This window comes from Tenacibaculum sp. 190524A05c (assembly GCF_964036595.1).
Taxonomy (GTDB): Bacteria; Bacteroidota; Bacteroidia; order Flavobacteriales; family Flavobacteriaceae; genus Polaribacter; species Polaribacter platacis.
Window position 1 is genome coordinate 2,972,821 of the sequence record NZ_OZ038523.1, and the last position, 18,222, is coordinate 2,991,042.

18 protein-coding genes are annotated in these 18,222 nt (G+C 31.4%); 9 read left to right on the forward strand and 9 right to left on the reverse strand.

Annotation, left to right across the window (positions count from 1 at the left end):
* From gcvH to ABNT61_RS13005, 5 genes are all read left to right on the forward strand, one after another.
* Entirely contained in the window at positions 1-381 is a 381-nt protein-coding gene (gene gcvH, locus ABNT61_RS12985) for a glycine cleavage system protein GcvH (RefSeq protein ID WP_348710515.1), read from the forward strand.
* A gap of 43 nt (positions 382-424) precedes the next feature.
* On the forward strand, positions 425-733 hold the full coding sequence (locus tag ABNT61_RS12990; RefSeq protein WP_348743543.1) for a VanZ family protein: 309 nt from the start codon (positions 425-427) through the stop codon (positions 731-733).
* Positions 734-782: 49 nt separating this feature from the next.
* Positions 783-1,508, forward strand: coding sequence for an energy transducer TonB (locus ABNT61_RS12995; RefSeq protein ID WP_348741103.1), 726 nt, complete (start codon positions 783-785; stop codon positions 1,506-1,508).
* 98 nt (positions 1,509-1,606) lie between these two features.
* Positions 1,607-2,365, forward strand: coding sequence for an energy transducer TonB (locus ABNT61_RS13000; RefSeq protein WP_348743544.1), 759 nt, complete (start codon positions 1,607-1,609; stop codon positions 2,363-2,365).
* A gap of 45 nt (positions 2,366-2,410) precedes the next feature.
* On the forward strand, positions 2,411-2,995 hold the full coding sequence (locus ABNT61_RS13005) for an acyltransferase (RefSeq protein ID WP_348743545.1): 585 nt from the start codon (positions 2,411-2,413) through the stop codon (positions 2,993-2,995).
* Between the two features lie 58 nt (positions 2,996-3,053).
* Here ABNT61_RS13005 and ABNT61_RS13010 read toward each other — a convergent pair whose 3' ends face one another.
* The 6 genes from ABNT61_RS13010 to ABNT61_RS13035 are packed head-to-tail and all read right to left on the reverse strand — an operon-like array spanning position 3,054 to position 10,070.
* Entirely contained in the window at positions 3,054-4,448 is a 1,395-nt protein-coding gene (locus ABNT61_RS13010; RefSeq protein WP_348743546.1) for a mannosyltransferase, read from the reverse strand.
* Between the two features lie 2 nt (positions 4,449-4,450).
* Positions 4,451-5,941 carry a cellulose synthase family protein gene (locus ABNT61_RS13015; RefSeq protein ID WP_348723249.1) on the reverse strand — a complete coding sequence of 497 codons (1,491 nt, stop codon included), beginning with the start codon at positions 5,939-5,941 and terminating at the stop codon, positions 4,451-4,453.
* Positions 5,941-6,633: a glycosyltransferase family 2 protein gene (locus ABNT61_RS13020; RefSeq protein WP_348743547.1), complete on the reverse strand. Its 693-nt coding sequence runs from the start codon at positions 6,631-6,633 to the stop codon at positions 5,941-5,943. Before ABNT61_RS13020 ends, ABNT61_RS13015 begins: the two co-directional genes overlap by 1 nt.
* Before the next feature lie 3 nt (positions 6,634-6,636).
* Complete coding sequence (locus tag ABNT61_RS13025) at positions 6,637-7,119, reverse strand: hypothetical protein (RefSeq protein WP_348743548.1); 483 nt, start codon at positions 7,117-7,119, stop codon at positions 6,637-6,639.
* Positions 7,109-8,713, reverse strand: coding sequence for a 4Fe-4S binding protein (locus ABNT61_RS13030; RefSeq protein WP_348743549.1), 1,605 nt, complete (start codon positions 8,711-8,713; stop codon positions 7,109-7,111). The genes ABNT61_RS13025 and ABNT61_RS13030 overlap by 11 nt, the downstream gene beginning before the upstream one ends.
* Positions 8,714-8,726: 13 nt before the next feature.
* The gene (locus tag ABNT61_RS13035) at positions 8,727-10,070 is read right to left on the reverse strand and encodes an NAD(P)/FAD-dependent oxidoreductase (protein ID WP_348743550.1); all 1,344 of its coding nucleotides are present in this window, start codon (positions 10,068-10,070) and stop codon (positions 8,727-8,729) included.
* Positions 10,071-10,235: 165 nt separating this feature from the next.
* On the opposite strand from ABNT61_RS13035, the gene ABNT61_RS13040 reads away from it, so the two are divergent.
* Genes ABNT61_RS13040 through ABNT61_RS13055 form a run of 4 tightly spaced genes read left to right on the forward strand, consistent with a single transcriptional unit; the run spans position 10,236 to position 14,153 of the window.
* Entirely contained in the window at positions 10,236-11,111 is an 876-nt protein-coding gene (locus ABNT61_RS13040; protein WP_348741095.1) for a hypothetical protein, read from the forward strand.
* A gap of 46 nt (positions 11,112-11,157) precedes the next feature.
* Entirely contained in the window at positions 11,158-12,159 is a 1,002-nt protein-coding gene (locus ABNT61_RS13045; RefSeq protein ID WP_348743551.1) for a glycoside hydrolase family 113, read from the forward strand.
* Positions 12,149-12,877, forward strand: coding sequence for a hypothetical protein (locus tag ABNT61_RS13050; protein ID WP_348743552.1), 729 nt, complete (start codon positions 12,149-12,151; stop codon positions 12,875-12,877). Before ABNT61_RS13045 ends, ABNT61_RS13050 begins: the two co-directional genes overlap by 11 nt.
* Before the next feature lie 16 nt (positions 12,878-12,893).
* Complete coding sequence (locus ABNT61_RS13055) at positions 12,894-14,153, forward strand: POTRA domain-containing protein (protein WP_348743553.1); 1,260 nt, start codon at positions 12,894-12,896, stop codon at positions 14,151-14,153.
* Here the strand turns inward: ABNT61_RS13055 and ABNT61_RS13060 are convergent.
* From ABNT61_RS13060 to ABNT61_RS13070, 3 genes are all read right to left on the reverse strand, one after another.
* Positions 14,124-14,939, reverse strand: coding sequence for a hypothetical protein (locus tag ABNT61_RS13060; protein ID WP_348743554.1), 816 nt, complete (start codon positions 14,937-14,939; stop codon positions 14,124-14,126). The two genes, ABNT61_RS13055 and ABNT61_RS13060, sit on opposite strands and share 30 nt — an antisense overlap.
* Before the next feature lie 108 nt (positions 14,940-15,047).
* Positions 15,048-17,138 (reverse strand): S46 family peptidase, encoded by a 2,091-nt coding sequence (locus ABNT61_RS13065; protein ID WP_348743555.1) that lies wholly within the window; start codon positions 17,136-17,138, stop codon positions 15,048-15,050.
* Between the two features lie 162 nt (positions 17,139-17,300).
* The gene (locus ABNT61_RS13070) at positions 17,301-18,185 is read right to left on the reverse strand and encodes a sterol desaturase family protein (protein WP_348743556.1); all 885 of its coding nucleotides are present in this window, start codon (positions 18,183-18,185) and stop codon (positions 17,301-17,303) included.
* Positions 18,186-18,222 lie beyond the last annotated feature (37 nt).

An 18,222-nucleotide genomic window follows, 5' to 3' on the forward strand; every position in this document is an offset into this window, starting at 1 on the left:
ATGAATATTCCAGCTGAATTAAAGTATACTAAAGACCACGAATGGGTTAAAGTTGATGGAGATGTTGCTATTATTGGTATTACTGATTTTGCACAAAGTGAGTTAGGTGACATCGTTTATGTAGATGTAGATACCTTAGATGAAACAGTAGAAATTGAAGAAGTGTTTGGTTCTGTTGAAGCCGTAAAAACAGTTTCTGATTTATTTATGCCATTAACTGGTGAGATTGTTGAGTTTAATGAAAAATTAGAAGATGAGCCAGAATTAGTAAATTCTGATCCTTACGGAGAAGGATGGATGATTAAGGTTAATATTTCTGATAGTGCTCAAGTAGAAGGGTTATTAGATGCTGAAGCTTATAAAAAGATTATTGAAGGGTAATTCCCTATACCTTGCAATTGCTGTTACAATAATTATCGCAATATTGAGTTTAATAAAAATAGGGAAACAACCTATTAGTTTCACTTACTTAGATAAAATTGAGCATGCTATAGCTTATTTCGTTTTAGGTTTTTTATGGCTTCTTACGTTCATAAAAAGAGACATTAAAGTTGTAGTTGTAATAACAGTTGCGTTATATGGTGTTCTTTTAGAAGTGTTGCAATCTGAATTGACGAATTACAGAACTTTTGATTACATGGATATGTTGGCCAATACATTTGGAGCTTTATTAGCTTTTATGGTTTTCAAATTCATTGAAAAAAAGCAATTCAAATTGTTAAATAGCTTGTAAAAGTCGAAATAAATTACTTAAATTAGCAGACCTTATAAAAACTTTTAGGATGGAAATAAAGAAAAATCCAAAATTTAACCTTGAAAACTACAGTAAGTTGTTCATTCAGCTAGGGTTAGTTTTGGCTTTATTTGTTACTTATGTAGCAATTGAGCATAAAACTTACGATAAAAGTTACGGTGAATTAGGATCAGCAGACTTAGGAAATGAGATTGAAGATGAAACATTAGTGATTAATGCACCACCTCCACCTCCACCACCGCCTGCAACTCCACCACCACCAACACCAGAGAAAATTGAGGTAGTTGAGGATGATAAGGAAATCGAAGAAACAGTAATTGAATCTACTGAAACAGACGAATCAGAGGCTGTAGAGGTTGACGAGATTGTTGAAGAAGTAGAGGAGGAAGAAGTTGTTGAAGATGTACCTTTCTCTATTATTGAAGATGTACCTGTATTCCCTGGATGTACTGGAAGCAATCAACAAAAGAAAGATTGTTTAAATAAAAAAATGCGTAAGCACGTTCAAAGGTATTTCGATGCTGAATTGGCTAACGAGTTAGGATTACCTTCAGGTAAGAAAAGAATTTTCGTTCAATTTAAAATTGATAAAGACGGTAGTATTACTAGTATTAGAGCAAGAGCTCCGCACCCAAGATTAAAAAAGGAAGCAGAGCGTATTGTTAAGAAATTACCTAGAATGAAACCTGGTAGACAAAGAGGTAAAGCGGTAAGAGTAGGTTATACATTACCAATTACTTTCAACGTAGAATAGTATTTTACAAAACGATATAAGAAAGCAGCTCACTCGAGCTGCTTTTTTTGTGGCATGTTTTTTGGACTTAAATAATTCTAATTTAAAACTATTACATTATGAAAAAGTTGAAAAAACATCCAAGAAAACAGCTTGAAAAGTTTTCCAACATCTTTATGCAATTGGGTTTAGTCCTAGTGCTATTTGTCGTTTTTGTTACCTTAGAACATCAGACGGAAAAAGGTAAACAAACAGCAGTGTTTAATCACGATGATTCAAGAGAGGTTTTGATTTTAGATCACATACCAAGAGAAATTGTAGTTGAAAAGAAAGTAGTTGAACAACCCAAACAACAACAGAGACAACAAAGAGTAATTCTTGATGAACCGATAGATAAAGTAAAGAACGATGAAGATATCAAGGAAACAGTTCTTATTCCAAAAGAAGAGGATAAGGTTGTTATTAATGAAGGCGATATCTATGAAGTAGATATTCCGGAGGAAGTTGATAAGTCTGATGATCCTGTAAGTATGAATTTCGTTCAGAAAGCACCAGTTTTTAAAGGTTGCGAAGGATTATCTGAAGTAGAGAATAGAAAGTGTTTCGAGAAAAAAATGAAACGATTAGTTAGAAGGCATTTCAATGCTGACTTAGCTAATGAATTAGGATTGTCTAGTGGGAAGAAAAGTATCTATACTCAATTCGTTATTGATAAAAATGGAAACGTTGTGGACATTAGAGTAAAAGCTCCTCATCCAAGGTTGATGAAAGAAGCCAGTAGAATTGTAAAAAAGATTCCTAAGTTTAAACCAGGAATTCAAAATGATAAACCCGTAAAGGTTAAATATATGCTACCAATTAGCTTTATGGTAGAATAACTAGAAAAAACTCAATCATTCGATTGAGTTTTTTAATTTTGTTATATGAGCGTAGCAAAAAATTATTTTTCACACGAAACTGCAGTAATAGATGAAGGTTCTTCAATTGGTGAAGGAACTAAGATTTGGCATTTCAGTCATGTAATGCCAAACAGTATTATTGGTAAACGATGTAATTTAGGACAGAATGTTGTGGTTTCACCTAATGTAGTTCTAGGTGAAAATGTAAAAGTTCAAAATAATGTATCTATTTATACAGGTGTAAATTGTGAAGATGATGTATTTCTAGGACCTTCTATGGTGTTTACAAACGTTATAAACCCAAGAAGTGCTGTCAACAGAAAAAACGAATTTAAAGAGACATTGGTAAAAAGAGGAGCAAGTATTGGTGCTAATGCAACAATAATATGTGGTATTACAATTGGAGAGTATGCCCTTATTGGAGCTGGAGCCGTTGTAACAAAAGATGTTGAGCCTTTTTCATTAGTGGTAGGAAACCCGTCGAAACCAATTGGCTGGGTAAGTAAAAATGGACATCGATTAAATTTTAACAAAAATGGTATAGCGATTTGTCCGGAAACATCTGAAACCTACGAACTTAATGGAAACAAAGTGAGGTTAAAAAAATAAGAATTTAATGTTAATTTTTTTTGCATCAAAAGAATTATAATATATATTTGCTTTGTGGTTATAAACCACTTTCTTTTTCTTTTTCATAGCAATTTTTCCCACTCAATCTTTGAGTGGGTTTTTTTAGCTCATAAATTAAGTATCCAAATACAACTACATATTCTAGAGCAACGAACCATAAGTTTTCGTGCCAAGGCGTATTTGCGTAAGCTTGATAGCTTAATATAATTACAAAAGACCACACTAATGGGTATTTGTATTTAGTGAAAACAGAAAGTATAATTAGTGTTGCTAAATACCATGGATGAACTGTAGTTGACATGAAATAGTAAAAAGACAACGCTAAAAGCATCGAAGTGATAATATCTATTGTTGAAGTGTTCTTTCTAAATAGACTTACTCCAAGAAGAAAAAGAACACTTAGAGTAGGTAAAATCTTCCCGATAACGGCAATTTCATTGTATCCTCTAAATAAGTATCCCACTTCTCTAAAAACGTAGTAGAAACTAGCATTAAATTCAAAAGATCTAAACCATAAACCAACTGAATTACTATAGCTCTGAATTAAAAACTCTGATAAAAATGGAAGGAAAAGGACAATGGTTGTTGCTATCACAATACTGTAGAATAATAATAATTTTACAGCATTTCCTTCCAATTCTAATTTGCCATTTTTAATTAAAAAACGTCTTAAGAAAATAGGCAAAAAGAATAATGGAATAAGTTTAACACTTACCGAGAAAGCTAGCATAAATGCTGATAGAATCCATTTTTTCTTATGGAATAAGTATAAGGAGAGTACTAAGAAAAATAGCATAACAGGTTCGAAATGTAAATTCCCTGTCAATTCAATTATAATAAAAGGGTTTAGAGCATAAAGAAATATATTACTTGGGTTTTTGCCTAACCTTCTTAATAGTTTCGCTCCTACATATATAATACCAATATCGGCGAGTATAATTTGAATGCGCATTGCAATTGCGGCTCCTAAAATGGATTTACTTGAGAATAATGCTGCAATTAAAAAAGATAATTGATTTAAAGGAGGGTAGTTGGTATAATGACTTCCATTCATTGGTCCCATACCTTCATACAACTCTTTTGCTTGTTCAACTGGTAAGAAACCACTTTTGATAAAGTTTTCGGGTAAGAATATATAAGGATTCATTCCTTCTAAAATCATCCTTCCGTCCCATATAAATCGATAAAAATCTTGAGATAAATTAGGAATAGCAATCAAAAACAATAATCTGAATAATACTGCTATAGCAGCCAGATGTTTAAACGAATAGTTATTCCTTAAAAGAATAGCATATCCACCAAATAACACCGTCCAAATTAAAATAAGTGTATTAAAGGAAGTTCTTTCTAAATGATAAGCTGTAAAATAATACAACAAACAAGAGATTACTGTAATTAAAACGAGAATAAATCTTTTGTTTGTGTTGAACATTATTACGCTTTAGAAAAAATTGATTTAAAGAATACGTAACTAAATCCTATGAAAAGCATTAAATGAAATGGGAAAAGTCCGAAATCACCACCCTGATCACCAACTATAAATGCACTATATAAACCAAAAGCAAAGTATAACGCCAATATTCCTTCAATAATTACATTTAAAGATGGTCGTTTCTTAATATACTTGTTATTCTTCCAGCTATCTTTTAAAGATTTTATATTGAATTTAGGGGTACGAACAAATTCACTCTTCTTCCCAAAATGACCTTCTAATACAGCTATGGTGTTATGTAAAGAGAATCCCATGGCAATAGAGAAGAATGTAAAAAATGCTCCTATATATTTTATAAAACTTTTAATTCCTCCACCAAATGTTCGTTTGTACATGAACCAATAACAAATAAAGAAAATAATGGTACTGGTTACGAAGAAACTCATTACAATGAAATAAACTCTTAAATGCGCGTATTCATTTTTAATGTATAACATAGGAATACTTAAAACTCCCATTAAGAATATACATGTAAACATTGAGCTATTTAACAAGTGTAAAACACTATGTATTTTGGTTTTGAAGTTTACGTTTTTACTAGTAATAATTTTCGCTAGCATTTTCTGGAAATTCTCAGCTCCACCTTTATTCCACCTGAATTGTTGAGATCTAGCAGCGCTAATAACTACAGGTAATTCAGCAGGAGTCACAACATCTTCTAAATATTTAAACTTCCACTTCTTTAATTGTGCTCTATAACTTAAATCTAAATCCTCTGTTAATGTATCTCCTTCCCAATTTCCTGCATCAATAATACATTCTTTACGCCATATACCAGCAGTTCCATTGAAGTTGATAAAATGACCTTTACTATTTCTTCCAACTTGCTCTAATGAAAAATGCGCATCTAAAGCAAAAGCTTGAACTTTAGTTAAGGTTGAATAATTTCTATTGATATGTCCCCAACGTGTTTGAACAACACCAATTTCTGGATCTTTAAAATAAAGTACAGTTTTTTCTAACCAACACGGTTTTGGTAAAAAGTCGGCGTCAAATATGGCAATAAATTCACCCTTTGCTATTTTCAACCCTTCTTTTAAAGCTCCTGCTTTAAATCCAACTCTATTTTCTCTTCTAATGTGTTGAATATCTAAACCAGTTGCTTGTAGTTTTTTAATATGCTCAGCAGTGGAATTTACAGATTCATCTGTTGAATCATCCAATACCTGAATTTCTAATTTTTCTCTAGGATACTTTAATAACGCGATGTTATCCAATAAACGCTCCATAACATACAATTCATTATAAACTGGTAATTGAATTGTTACATATGGAATTTCTTCATCTTTAGATAAATCAAAAGTTTCTGATTCATCTATTTTTTTCTTAGAAGACAAGTAATTAAATAACAAATTTAATTGCGCTAATGCATACATGAAAACCAGCAATAAAGAGATGCTGTATAAACTAATAATAATGTATTCGAGAATCATTATTTAAAACTGTATTTAAAGATCCAACTTAAAATTTTTACGCCTGCTAATATAGTTCCTTTTACTGTACCAGAAACCTTAGAAACGCCAATTCTATTTCTATATTTTACAGGAATTTCAACATAGGAATAATTTCTTTTGATTGCTTTTAATTGCATCTCAACCGTCCAACCATATGTTTTGTCTTCCATGTTTAAATCTAGTAGCTTATTATACTTAATTGCTCTAAAGGGACCTAAATCTGTGAATTTAGCACCAAAAAACAATTTCATTAAAAATGTTGCTAACCAGTTACCAAACACCTGCTGTGGTGTCATAGAACCTTTTTCACGTAGTCGTTGCACACGTGAACCAATTACAAAATCTATATCTTGATTTACAATAGGAGCTATTATTTCGGTAAGTTGTTCTGGATAATCTGAGTAGTCACCATCAAGAAAAACAATTACGTTTGGTTTCTCACTTTGTTCAGCAATGTAATCCATTCCCTTTAAGCAAGCATAACCGTATCCTTTTCTGTTTTCTTTAAGTACAGTTGCCCCGGCATTTTTAGCATTTAATTCTGTATTATCAGTAGAATTATTGCTAACTACAATTATCTCATCTACAATTTCGGGAATATCCTTTATTACTTTAGCTATCGAATCTTCCTCGTTATATGCTGGAATTATAACTTTAATTATGGGTTCCATGTACTATTTTAAATCGTTAAGATTATTCTCTTTTTTAAAAGAAGAAAAATCTTTCCACTCTTTTATTTTTTTTCCGTCTTTAAACTTAGAAGCCTTTACCAATTTTCTCCTTTTGTAAATAAGACAATAACCATTCTTCTTATTGTCTTTGAGTTGGCATTTATGATTTACGTTTCCTTGCTTATCATAAAACAACCACCACTTGTTCTTTGAACCATTTACATAGTGTCCTTCTTTGTCTTTTGACGAATCTCGGTTGTAAAAGTACCAATATTTATTTCTTAGACCATTTTTGTAATGCCCTTTCTCTTTAATATTTCCATTTTTATAATAAAAAACCCAATAATCACGCTTTTTATTATTTTCTACCCATCCTTCTTCCTTTATTTTACCATTATCAAAATATATTTTTTGATAGGTTTTTTGAGCGAAGGATGAAATAAAAACAAATAAGAGAAATACAGTAACGTTAAGTTTACTTTTCATTCATTAGTTCTAATAAATCAACATCGTTTCCTAACAAAACTTGAGTAGGATTAATTCTACCTTTTTCTGGTCCGTTTTCTAATTTTAAAACTCCTCTTGGACATACTGCAGAACAAATTCCACATCCTACACAACTTGAACGAACAATGTTTTCTCCTTTTTGAGCATAAGATCTAACATCAATCCCTTGTTCACAATATGTAGAACAGTTTCCACAAGAAATACACTGACCTCCATTTGTAGTAATTCTAAAACGAGATTTGAAACGTTGTACTAATCCCATGTAAGCTGCTAAAGGACAACCAAAACGACACCAAACACGGTTTCCTAAAATTGGATAAAAACCTGTTCCAATAACTCCAGAGAAAATAGATCCGATTAAGAATCCGTATGAACTCTGAATATCATAAGCGGATAATCCAAAGGCAACCTCTTTCCAACTTTCAATTTCAGCGAAGTACGTGTATAAAGTTAATGCCGTCATTAATGTAGCAAAAACTAAAACTCCGTGAATTAACCAACGTTCAACTTTCCAAGAGAATAAAGATTTACTTGATAATTGACGATATGGATCTCCTAATGTTTCAGCTAAACCACCACATCCACAAACCCAAGAACAATACCAACGTTTTCCGTAGAAGTATACCATTACAGGAACAATAACTAATGTTAAAATGATTCCCCAAACTAACATGAATATTCCCAGATTTCCATTTTCGATTAAACTATTAATATTCCAATCAAAAAAGAAAGTATAGTTTAAAGGCCAAGCATTTTTAAAATCGAACCAAGGCTTGTTGAAAGCAACTAATATTTCAGGAATTAAAAAAGCAAACGCAATTTGGAAAAATAAAACAACAGCTGTTCTTACAATTTGATAATTATTATGTCTGTATTTAATGAACATCCTTATGGCAAAAACAGTCATTACAGAACAATACATAAATCCGTATAAAAACCACTGATCCGAGGCGTTTCCATTTAGAGCTTGTTTAATAGGATTAACAGATAAAATAGGATTGATTAAGTAATTTGGGAAGAAGTACAATAACATGTAAAACCCAACGAAATATACAAAAGCAATCATTCCTAAAACACCTCTGTTAGTTGCTGAGTGCTGAAAGATTCCGTTATTTTTTATTCCTGGAGGTCCTAATAATTGATAATCTGCGCCAAAGAATAATAATCCACCTAAAATGGCTAATCCGAAGGTAAGGAAGAAGAACAATCCTTGATTTTGAACCACCCATCCAGTAGCCGAAGCTCTTACTAAAGGATACACAAAATCTTTATATGTTTTATTCCACTTTATATAAATAATTTTTTCCCAAGCAATTTCATCTTGGCTTTTCTGAAATTCATTTGATTGCTTAGCGATATCAACTATTTTAGATGATAATTGAGAAGCAGTCAATTCTTTACCAACAATTTCTTGTTTTGCTTTTTCAATAAAAAATTCACTTTTTACTTTCTGTGAAGCCCAAGTATTAAATGTTTCTTCAGAAACGTTATTCGTTCCAGTAAACATACTTGCTGTAAAAATAGCAAACCCAATAAGAGAGATTACTAAACCTATATTTTTGATTACTTTCATTGTATTCTATTTTTTATGCTTTGCTAAATATGCGTTTCCAACTCTTCTTTTTTACTTGAATCTTTGTTCCGTGTTCTGCGTTAAACTTTGCAACAATTTCTTGTTCGTGTTGTTTGTAGAACTCAGGATCAAAATTCGCATCAGCTAAATGTTCGAGAACATGAGTTATAGATTGTTTTTGAGATAAAACTTTATCAAAAAACTCATGACGCATTCTAATTCCAAACGTGTTTATTCCAATAAACTCTTTAGAATCTTTATCAAAGTTTAGGTGTATTGCTTTTTTACCATCTTTATGTTTCCAGAAAAAACGAGCTTCATTTTCTCTAGGTTGTGCCCAAACCCAACCGTAGGTTTGATATTCTATATCGATAAACTTGGCAGAGTTAAACCAATTTCCAGGTTTGTATTCCGTTCTATTATCGCAAATGGTTTGTGCTACAGTTTCTCCCATCATTCTTCCTGTATACCAAACAGCTTCAATAGGTCTTCTTTGTCCAATTGCTTCTCTTTGTTCAGCACAATCTCCAATTGCAAACACATCTTTGACACTAGTTTCTAAAAAACGGTTAACTAAGACACCGCGATTTGTGTCAATATCAGAATCTTTAATAAATCCAATATTCGGAGAAACACCAGCAGTTAATCCAACAACATTACAAGGAATTTCTTCGCCAGTTTCTGCAATAATTACAGATTTTGCTTGTCCTTTTTCATCAGCTTTAATTTCTTTTAGGTTCACTCCTAATCTTAAATCAATATGATTATCGATGATCTCTTGATTTATCATTTCTGATTCTTGATCTGGTAAAACTCCGTTCCAAAAGCTCTTTTCTCTTACTAAAAAAGTAACTGGAATATTTCTACTGTGAAGCATTTCTGCCAATTCAATTCCAATTAACCCTCCTCCAACAATTACAGCTCTTTTACAAGCTTTATTATCAGGAGCGTATTTTTCCAATTTATCTAGATCTTGCTTATGATACATTCCCATAACGCCATCTAAATCTTGACCAGGCCAACCAAATTTATTTGGTTTAGAACCTGTTGCGATAATTAGTTTATCGTAAGCAAAAGATTCATTATTATCTAAAAGTAAACTCTTGTTTTTTGTATCAATACTATGTACTCGAGCTTGTTTTAATTCAATTCTGTTTTTACTCCAAAACCAATCTTCATAGGGTTTGGTGTTTTCAAATTTCATGTGACCCATGTAGATATACATTAGAGCCGTTCTTGAAAAGAAATGTGGGGTTTCAGAAGAGATGATGGTAATTTTTTTGTCGGATAGTTTTCGGATATGACGTGCTGCCGTTACTCCAGAAACTCCGTTACCAATAATAACGATGTGTTCCATGTTTTTGAGAATTGCTTTTGCTTATGTCGATAGAAAAGATAAGAATTTACGATTACTCTAAATTTAGAATTGTTTTAAATAAGAGAAATAAAGAAAAATAAAATGTAATGGCTTACAATTCCCTTCGACTTAGGAGTTGACTTTTTTTAAAAAACACTAATAACAATGAAACGAATTTCAATTTTAATAGCCTTATTGGCATTTAACGTTACTTTATTTTCTCAGGAAGAAGAAAAAGAAGAAAAAAACAACTTACAAGTTTTTACTCCATCTAAATTATTGAATAAAGGTCAGTGGGATATTAAGTGGTTCAACGGATTATATACACAAACGAAACAAACAGGTCCTAATAATGGAGATTCTCAAGATATAGCAAGACAAAATTTCTTTACTTCTACATTAGAAGTGTTTACGGGAATTTCGGATAATAATAGAATTAACGTAGGGGGAATTATAGAATTCCGTTCTAATACTTTTGGAGGAAGGCAAGCGCTTTCTGTATTCAGTTTAGAAGATACAAATACTGATAGAAAAGGAATTTCGTCAATTGCTCCATCGATTAAAATTCAACCATTTGAAAACATTGGAAACTTCTCTATTCAGAGTGCAATTCACATCCCATTATTAGAAAGTGGAGATGAGCAAAATCCAGAAGGATTTTTAGATCAAACGGCTTGGTCTTTTCAAAATAGATTCTTCTATGACTATACTTTTGCTAGTGGAAAATGGCAATTATTTACTGAGTTAAATACAGAATATGGATTTGGAGATGATAAGAGTTTCGCAAACAATACATTCTTAGTTGTACCAGGAGCATTTATTAGTTATTTCCCAACTCAGGAAGCAACAGTTTTAGCATTTGTTCAACACTCTGAGCGTTTTGGAGATTTCGAACAAGACAATACTGCCTTAGGATTTGGAGGAAAATATCAGCTTACAGATGTTTTAAACTTAGAAGTTTTATATAGTAACATTGTTAGAGGTACTAATTTCCAAGGATTAGGAGAAACGTATAGTTTAGGTCTAAGAGCTTTATTTTAAGACTTGCTTAAAAAGGAAAATGATTCGTAATCGTTATTTTTAACGTATGAAAGTGAAATTATTTTTCTTAGTGTTAGGGTTTACATTTTTCCTTTCTTGCAATAGCCAGAAAAAAAAGATAAACGGATTAAGCTTTGTTGCTTCTTCTGAAGCAATAAACGATCAACATATACAACCTGTAAAAAAGGCATCGGCGAATTATGTTTCTCTGATGCCTTTCGGATTTATTAGGGAATTATCTTCTCCAGATGTTATATATAATACATCAAGACAATGGTTTGGAGAAACTAGAAAAGGAGTGAAGCAGTATGCGGAATCTTTTAAGAAAGAGGAAATCTCGATAATGATTAAGCCCCAAATTTGGGTTTGGCATGGAGAGTTCACAGGGTATATTAAAATGAAATCCGAAGAACAGTGGAAACAGTTAGAAGATTCGTATTCGAAATTCATATTGGAATATGCTTCTCTCGCAGAAGAAATTAATGCATCTGTTTTTTGTATCGGAACGGAATTAGAGCAATTTGTAATGAACAGACCAGAGTTTTGGAAAAAACTGATTCAAGATGTTCGCAAAATATATTCAGGAAAATTAACCTACGCAGCAAATTGGGATGAGTTTAAAAGAGTTCCTTTTTGGGCTAAACTAGACTTTATTGGAGTGGATGCTTATTTCCCTTTAAGTGAACAAAAAACACCAACTGTTGCAGAATTCGAACAAGGTTGGCAAACTCATAAAACAGTAATTGAGGATGTTCAAAAGAAATTCGATAAGCCAATTTTGTTTACAGAATTTGGATACAGAAGTGTTCATTACACAGGTAAAGAACCATGGAAGTCAGATCGAATAGATGGATCAGTAGATTTAGAAGGTCAAACAAATGCCACTCAAGCCATTTATAATCAGTTTTGGAAAGAAGATTGGTTTGCAGGAGGATTTTTATGGAAATGGTTTCATAACCACCAAAAAGTAGGAGGTGAAAACAATAATAGATTTACACCTCAAAATAAACCCGTAGAAAAATTAATTCAAAAATTATATGCGCAATAGTTTATTCATTTTGATGTTAACAGTGTTGTTTTCTTCTTGTTCTGATGAAGACAAGGCATTGTCGAATGCAATTTTAAGCGAATACCTAGAAATTCATTCAAACAAAATTCAAGATGAAGTTATTGCTTGTGCAGGAAATGATGAACTGAATACAAATACAGTTTACGTTTATTATTACCCTATTACAGGAAGTTCAGAATTTCAATATTATGAAACTGAAGATGTTAATGTTGATCCGAATGACTTTGCTAATTATAAACTAAAATCACTCCCATCAAATGGAGTATTAGGGAATAAATTATCGAGGTTTATTCGAAATGAAAATCATGAAGCTTGGGGAATTGTTACGTATTTAACTGATGGAAGAGTTCATAAATCGAATCCAATACGATTAAAACAAAAAACCATTCCTACCGAGTATAATACAGATATTACTATAGATACTTCAATGATGCTTTCACCAAAATTCACTTGGAATGAGAGTTCTTCGATGGAAGATGTTATTTACTTTCAAGCTTTGGTAGATGAGAATCAAAATTTTATTTCAGGAACATATACTTCGGAATTATGTTTCCGTTATTATGATACGAACAATGTTGTTCTTACCATAAATGAAACAACTCCGAATGCTCTTGATTCATCTTTGAATTATACCATGACGATTCTCGGTGTTAGTGAAGATAACTGGGTGAATGTGTTTTCTGTAAAAGACTTTTAGATAATTAGATGACAAGATGCTGAAAAAACTATTTCTTTCAATTTGTTTACTAGCCTTTTTAAGTATTCAGGCTCAGGATAAAATTGTTTACGATATTAAAGTAAAAGGAGTTAAAAAAACGAAACCTTCTTTTGTAAAAAAATTAATGGAAACAAAAACAGGTAAAGTTTTGGATTCATTAACCTTAGAAAATGATATCACGGTTTTAAAAAGGCTTCCTGGTGTTGCGCATGCTTATTATCAAATTTTTCATTCACATGATAATCTGTACAATGTTTTCGTATACATACAAGAGAACTTTACTATTATACCCGAACTCGCTTTTTGGACAACAACAAATAACCAATTTGCCTATAAAATTGGAGTTTATGAATATAACTTTTTAGGAAGAAACATAGCCATTGGTGGGTTTTATCAAAACAATGGATATAACACATATTCCTTCAATGTAAGGGCACCAAATTTGTTTTCTCGAAACTTTGGTTTAGCATTTACACATCAGAATTGGAAAAGTGAAGAACCTCTGTTTTTTGATAACCAATCTGCAAACTATTTATACAACAATATTTCATCCGAAATTTTAGGATTATATCAAATAGATTTTAATCATCATTTAACCTTTGGAGTTAATTATTTCCAAGAAAAATATGAATACCTGAGAGGAGCTACAAGTCCAAGTGTTCCTCAAAATTTAAAGGTTGATAAAATTCTCTATAAGCTTTTATACACATATGAGGATTTAGATTATTATTACCACTACTTGGATGGTTTTAAAAGCATTTTATACTTACAATATGTAACTTCAGAAAACGATTTTCAAGATCAGTTTGTAATTGCTTGGAACGATTTCTTTTACTATGATAGAATTGGTAAAAAAGGAAATTGGGCAAACAGATTAAGAGTTGGTTTTGCTTCTAATAACGACTCTCCATTTGCACCATTTGCACTAGATAATAATATTAATTTAAGAGGTGTTGGTATTATTGTAGATAGAGGAACTGCAAGTATTGTGTATAATACAGAATACAGACATACCTTATATGATAAAAAGTGGTTTGCATTACAGGCAAATGCCTTTATTGATGTAGGAACTTGGAGACAACCAGGAGGTGAGATTAATGATTTCTGGGAAGATAGAAATATTCAGTTATTCTCTGGAGTGGGCTTGCGTTTTATCAACAAAAAAATATACAATGCTATTTTTAGAATCGATTACGGATTTAGCTTGAAAGATAATACCAGAGGTTTAGTTTTTGGTATCGGACAATATTTTTAACTCCGAAGTTATATTCACCCAATTTACTTTCCAATTATTGTTTTCTGCAGTTGTAAAAAACAGATATTTTTCATCAGGTGTTATGTATGGATTTCCTTGTCCGAATGTATTAATTCGACTATTTAATTTTTGTGGTTTTTTCCACAAATCATTTTCGTCTTTATAACTAATCATTAAATCCAATTGAGATCCCACAGTAGCAAAAACTAAATAATCTTCACTAGGTGCGATAATTGGTGTGCATTTAGAGAGTTTTGAAATGGTAGGAAATGAAACTTTTTCAGCATTTTGAAATTCATCATTAACTTTTTTTGAACGATAGATTTCCATTTCACTATAATCCAAATTACTAGAATGAAAATAAAGCGTTCCAGAGTTTGTTATTGTTGGATGAGAAACTAATTTATCTCTCAAGTTCGTGATATCAACAAAAACTGGAACACTCCATTTATTATCTATTTTATCAGCTTTCCAAATGTGCCAAGTTTTAGAAACATTATTTCTATTAACTGGACGTGTAGAGCTAAAATATAACGTTTTACCATCTGAAGAAAAGCTCATTCCATGGTCATTGTATTGACTATTAAAAAAAGCTTTCTCTGGTTGAGACCAAGCATTGTTTGTTTGCTTAATCACATAAACATCAAAATTTTCAAAATTTTGATCAGAGATAGTATAGTAATACGCTTTTAAATCAGGACTGAAAATTCCTTTGTGTACAATCTTGTTTTCAGGAATACTAGCCAAGGTAAATTCCGTCGGAGCACCTGCAGGAATTTTATCCACTAAATCCTCAATTTTACTTGTTTCTATTTTGTTAGTACAACTATAGCACGTAAGAATAAGTAAAAAGATTGTTTTACATTTTATAAATTCAGTCACAATAATTTGTACTTACTTTTTCTTTGGATGAACTAATTTCATTTCATCAATTAAATGCTTAGCTCCTGCATATTTATCAATAATAAATAGTACATATCGAAGATCTACCATAATGTTTCTACAAATTTCAGGATCGTAGTTCATATCACTCATTGTTCCTTCCCAAACACGATCGAAATTTAATCCAACTAAGTTACCATTAGCGTCAATTGCTGGACTTCCAGAGTTTCCTCCAGTGGTGTGATTTGTACCTAAGAAGCATACTGGAACTTTTCCGTTTTTATCGGCGTATTGTCCGTAATCTTTAGCTTTATATAAATCTCTTAGTTTTTGTGGAACGTCAAATTCATAGTCACCAGGAACGTATTTTTCAATAACACCATCTAAATAACTTACAGGATTATAATACACAGCATCTCTTGGAGAATATCCACGAACTTGACCATAAGTAACACGTAACGTACTATTAGCATCTGGGAAATAACGCGCTTTTGGTAAAGCTTCCATTAACGCTTTCATGTATTGTTTTTGTAACGCAACAATTGGCTGATTTTTTTGTTGGAATTCTGGATTAATTTGAGTGTAAAACTCTTGAATCATTGGCTTTGCATATGCATATGCGGCATCATCGTTAAGTTTTTTAACAACTTCTTCTGGAGATCCTTCTAATAGCTGTAATGCTTTTTCTAAATCGGTAAAACTTGTTGAGTCATAAATAGTAGCATCAAAGTTTTTGTTATACAAAGGCATAACATTTTTAAATACACCTTTATCTACATTAACATCATAGTTTTTATGAATACCTTTTAATCTTCCTGTTAAAGAAGTTTTTACTTTTTCATAAAGTTCAGGTCTGTTTTTCGCTACCATTTCTAGCTCGTATGATCTAAATGCCATCTGCATTAATTCATTCGTAACTAAAAACACTTCGATAAAGTTTCTACGTTTTATATTGATACTTGAAAAATCTTTATACAGCTTTTCGAATTCAGGTAAGATGTTTCCATATTTTCCTTCAAGACCTTTTTCTTTTAATGATTTTTTAAAGATTTCTTCGAATTCAATACGTTGTTGAATGGCATTACTTTTTTGAATACCTAAATTCTCACCAATCCATTTTTTCCATGCATTTGCAATTCTTGCCTGTTTAGATGCGTATTTAATTCTAACAGCATCACTAGCTTTCATTTGAGCATCAATCTCTTTTAATGCTGCTTCTCTAATAGCAATATTACTTGGATTGAATTCTTGCGTAATATGTTTAATAGCTGTTGCAGGTAAATACTCATTTGTTCTTCCAGGGAAACCAAAAACCATAGTAAAATCTCCTTCTTCAACACCATCTAAAGAAACTGGTAAAAAGTGTTTGGGTTTATATGGAACATTATCTTTACTGTACTTAGCAGGACGATTGTTTTTGTCTGCGTAGATTCTAAATAAAGAAAAATCTCCTGTATGACGAGGAAAAACCCAGTTATCAGTATCACTACCAAACTTACCGATACTACTTGGCGGAGCTCCTACTAAACGAATATCTTCAAAACGTTCCGTTACAAATGAGAAATACTGATTTCCTTTATAGAACGGACTTACCTTAACCAATTGCCAATCTTCTTTTTTAGTTGATTTTTTAATAGCGTTAATGTTCTTATCAATAGCTGATTGCTTTTCGCGTTCAGACATTGCATCAGTAACTCCTACTAAAGCTTTAGTAGTAACATCTTCAATTCTTACGATAAACTCTACAAATAAATTATTATTAGGTAATTCTTCGGCTAAATTCATTGCCCAGAATCCATTTTTTAAATAATCATTTTCTAAAGATGAGTGAGATTGAATTTGTCCAAATCCACAGTGATGATTAGTTAATATTAATCCTTTTGACGAGATTACTTCACTAGTACAACCTCCATTAAAATGACCAATTGCATCTTTTAAACTAGAGTTATTTACATCATAAATATCTTTTGCTGAAAGCTTACTTCCTAAAGATTTCATTTCTTGTTCATTCATACCTTCTAACAAAGAAGGAATCCACATTCCACCTTGTTGTGCTGTAACTTGAATAAAAAGAAATAGGAATAAAAATTTTATATATTTCATCTGTTTGAAAATTTTTTGATTTCTGAATGTTCAAAAAATTTGAATACATTCAGTAACTCATATTAATTTTAATCATTTCTTTCTATGAATATAAAATGAAGAAAATTAATACTCGTTTCATCTGATTTATTTGTTTATCCGATAAAGATACAAATAGCCAGATTATTTTTTGTTAAGTGGATATAATTCTTGACTTATGAAGTCTTGAGGGAATTTTTCATCACCTTCAAAACCAATTTCAATATCTCTTCCTGAATGAGGAATGTAATTTGTTTTGAATAGGTAATCCCATAAACTTAAGGTAATTCCGAAGTTAACTCCATCTTTTCTGTCTTCTGGAAGTTCCTTAGCATGATGCCAAATATGCATTTTGGGATTGTTTAAAATGTATTTCAAAAATCCATAATCCCAATTAATATTAGCGTGATTTAAATGTCCGATGGTAATATTAAAGAAGTGAACAATAGCAACATCTTGAGCTGTAAATCCGCCCATGATTGCTAATGGAATATATTTTAATGATTTGTATACAACAGGTTCCATCCAATGATAACGAAGATGCGCTGCAAATCCCATTTGTTTTACAGAATGATGCACTTTATGGAAATTCCATAAAAATTCATATTTGTGTAATAATCGATGTGTACACCATTGCACAAAATCAATAATAATAAAGAAGGTAAAAATACGAAGCCAGTACGGAAATAAATTGATATCAAATAATTGAAAACTAGATACAGATAATCCTACAACTCCTAAAACATCATTAAATACCTGTGCTGCAGTATTTGATAAAGCAATTAAAACAATTAGGTTTAAAAGGAAAAAATTGAAGAACATATAAAAAGTATCCAACCAAAAATCTTTTCTAAAAAAAGGTTGATTTTTCCGCCAAGGAAAAAGGACTTCTAAAACACAAACTACAACTGAAATTAGAATTAAACCATAAAAGTAGTTTTCCCAATTCAGCTCAAAAAGAACAGATTGTTTAATGTAATTCCAATAATCAGAATACGATTTAGATATAAGATCTAAGTACTTTTGCATGGTTTTGTAAAAATACGACTATTAATTCACTCCTTAA